2 protein-coding genes are annotated in these 2,789 nt (G+C 71.7%); both read right to left on the bottom strand.

Features of this window, described 5'->3' with window-relative positions:
- Window positions 1-242: 242 nt before the first annotated feature.
- Window positions 243-1,487 (bottom strand): tetratricopeptide repeat protein, encoded by a 1,245-nt coding sequence (locus tag AB1578_22270; GenBank protein MEW6490624.1) that lies wholly within the window; start codon window positions 1,485-1,487, stop codon window positions 243-245.
- Window positions 1,488-1,534: 47 nt separating this feature from the next.
- Complete coding sequence (locus AB1578_22265; protein ID MEW6490623.1) at window positions 1,535-2,467, bottom strand: methionyl-tRNA formyltransferase; 933 nt, start codon at window positions 2,465-2,467, stop codon at window positions 1,535-1,537.
- Between the last annotated feature and the right edge of the window lie 322 nt (window positions 2,468-2,789).

Below are 2,789 nucleotides of genomic sequence, written 5' to 3'. Positions count from 1 at the left end.
CGGGGGTTGACGAAGGCCTGCTGCGCCGCCAGTGCCTGCTCACGCCGTCCTGCGGCATGGGGAGCCTCGACCCGGACCTGGCGGAGCACATCCTCGACCTGCTGGGAGCGGTGTCGGCCGGGTTCGAAGCCTGAGGAGCCTTGGGCGGGTCTGGTCCTCCTGTGGCGAGTCGGATCGGTCCAATCGGGCCAATCGGTCCGATCTTGCAGATCCTTTTGCCCGCCCTGCCGGCAGGATGGCGGTCACCCGTGGCGGCACGATCCCGCGGGAATGCCGCTTCCGCAGGGGCACAGGGCGGGCGCGGGAAGGCGGGTGCCGGCCCCGAAGTCCACCGGGATGATCTGTGCGGCGCCCGGCCGTGCACCCCCGGCCCGCGGCTCGGGCGCCATCGCGATCGCCGCCCGCAGTAGGTTCTCCGCCGTGTAGCGAGGGGCCCTCCGGGCAAGGTCGAGGCCCGCCCGCAAGGCGCGGTGCCGGCGAGACAGCGTCGAGAGGCCCACGCCCCACTCCCGGGCGAGCTCGGCCCGGGACGCCGGCCGGCCGTTGAGCCGGAGCGCCGTGTACGCGACCCCGGAGGCCCAGGCGGGGTCGAGGGCCGCGCGGGGCGCGGCGGTCTCGGCGAAGTCCAGCCAGAGGTTTTCGGCCAGGAGCACTTCCAGGTGGGTGGCTCCCCGCTGGTGCAGGGTGCGGCGCAGGAGGCGCAGTTGCTGCGCTTCGGTGACCCCCAAGGCGCTGCGGCGGGCGCGAAGCCGGGGGGCGAGCTCCCGCACCCGCCGGCGCTCGGCCAGGGCCAGTGCGCGGCTCTCTCGCACGGCGGCGAGGATGCCCCCGATCTCCGCGTCTTCGGGCGTGGCCGCCAGGGCCGAGAGCAGATGGGCCTCGGCGGCGTCCCACCGCCTCTCGGCGGCGTGGATCAGCCCCAGGTCCAGGTGGGCCGGGTGGAACGTGGGATGGATCTCCAGGGCCCGCTCCAGAAGGGCCCGGGCTTCCTCTTTCTCTCCGGTCTGGTAGAGCGTCCACCCCATGGCGCACAGGCATCCGGGGTGATCCGGCTCCTCCGCCAGTCCGGCCTCGAGCTGGGCGAGGGCCTCCTCCCAGCGCCCGGCCCGGATGAGGGCGTCGGCCAGCAGCAGCCTCTGGGGCGCTCCGGATCCGTCGAGGCCCACCAGGCGCCCGAGGCTCTCCGCGGCTTCCTCGGGCCGCTGGAGCTCCAGAAGGGCGTATCCCCTGCGGTACAGGAGGAACTCCACCGCTTCCCGGTCGTCCGGGGACACGTGGCGCTCGGCGCGGTCCAGGAGCCGGAGCGCGCTTTCCCACTTGTCCTCGCGGCATTCGCGTTCGATCAGGTGCAGCAGGAGTCCGATGTGGGGCATGTTGTCCTCGCGAGAGCCCGGGCCGTCCCAGCCCTTCCGAGTCGGGGAGGCGGGACTATACAACTCGGGCACCGCGGAGAACAGGGGCAAGGCGATGTCTCGTCGTTCGCTCATGCGCGCCTCGCACTCGGGTCTGCTCGCGACGATTCCTTCACAGGCTCTCAGGTGCCGAGGAGGGTGCCGGGGCGGGCGCCCGCGGACCTGGCCCACTCGGCGGCGGGCATTTTCTTGCCGTCCTCGTGCTTCACCCGGGCGATCTCGATCTGGCCGCCCTGCCCGGTGACGCGGATGGTGTCGGCCCCGACCTCGGTGATCTCTCCAATCTCGCCTTTCACGGCGCCGAACGTGCGCACGAGGTGCTTGCGCGAACCGAAGAGCTGCAGCTTCTTGCCGCCGATGGTGGTCCAGGCGCCGGGCGCGGGGTCCGATCCCCGCACGGTGTTGTGGATCCAGTCCACGTGGTTCGCCCAGTTGATCTTCGCCTCGGCGGCCCGGAACCAGCCTTCGTAGGATGCCTGGGACTCGTCCTGCACCGCCTCCCGGTGCCCGCCTGCGACGACCAGGTCGGCCGCCTCCAGCAGGGCAGCCACACCCATCGGGAAGAGGCGGTCGAAGTAGACCGTGCCGATGGTGTCGTCCTCCGAAATGGGAGTCTCCTTCTGGAGGATGACGGGGCCTTCGTCCAGGCCGTCGGAAGGTCGAAAGATGGTGAGACCCGTCTTCGTCTCTCCCTTCGCGATGGGCCAGTTGATGGAGCTCGGGCCGCGGAACTTGGGCAGGAGCGACGGGTGGTATTGGATGGTGCCGTGCCTGGGAATGTTCACCAGGTCCTGGGGGACGAACTGGAGCACGAAGGCCATGACCGCGAGGTCCGCTTCCAGCGACCGCAGGGCGGCGAGGGCCTCCGGCGCCTTGAGAGAGGGGAACTGGAAAATCTGCAGGCCCTTCTCCGCCGCCGCGCTCTTGAGGGGATCGGGCTTGCCGCCCGCCTGCTCCGGTGCACAGAACACGCCCGCAACGGTGTCACCGCGGTCGAGGAAGGCCTGGAGAACCGCTTTGCCGAAATCCTGTTGGCCGATCAGAGCGATGCGCATCGGTGACTCCTTGCTACGGTCCGGATCGATTGGATCGGAGCGCTCCCCCGGCTCAGCGTGATCCGGGACAAGCCCGGAAGGGGCTCGGCGGCCGAGGTGCCCGCACCCAGGTTGGGACAAGGCGCAATGTCGTTCTGGCTACCACGGGGAGGCAGCTCGGTCAAGCTGGATTCGCGGGGATGGATTCGTGGGGCTTGCAGGGGGATCCCACGCCAGGGCCGCCCGGGGCAGGTCGGCTCGTCCCCCGGCGGGGGGGGGGGGGGGGGGGGGGGGCGCCCCCCCCCCCGGCACGCCCCCCCCCCCCCGGGCGGGGGGGGCGGGG

Source organism: Thermodesulfobacteriota bacterium (assembly GCA_040756475.1).
GTDB lineage: Bacteria > Desulfobacterota > Deferrisomatia > Deferrisomatales > JACRMM01 > JBFLZB01.
Note: the sequence above shows the minus strand (reverse complement) of the source record. Positions and strands in the feature narration are given on the sequence as shown.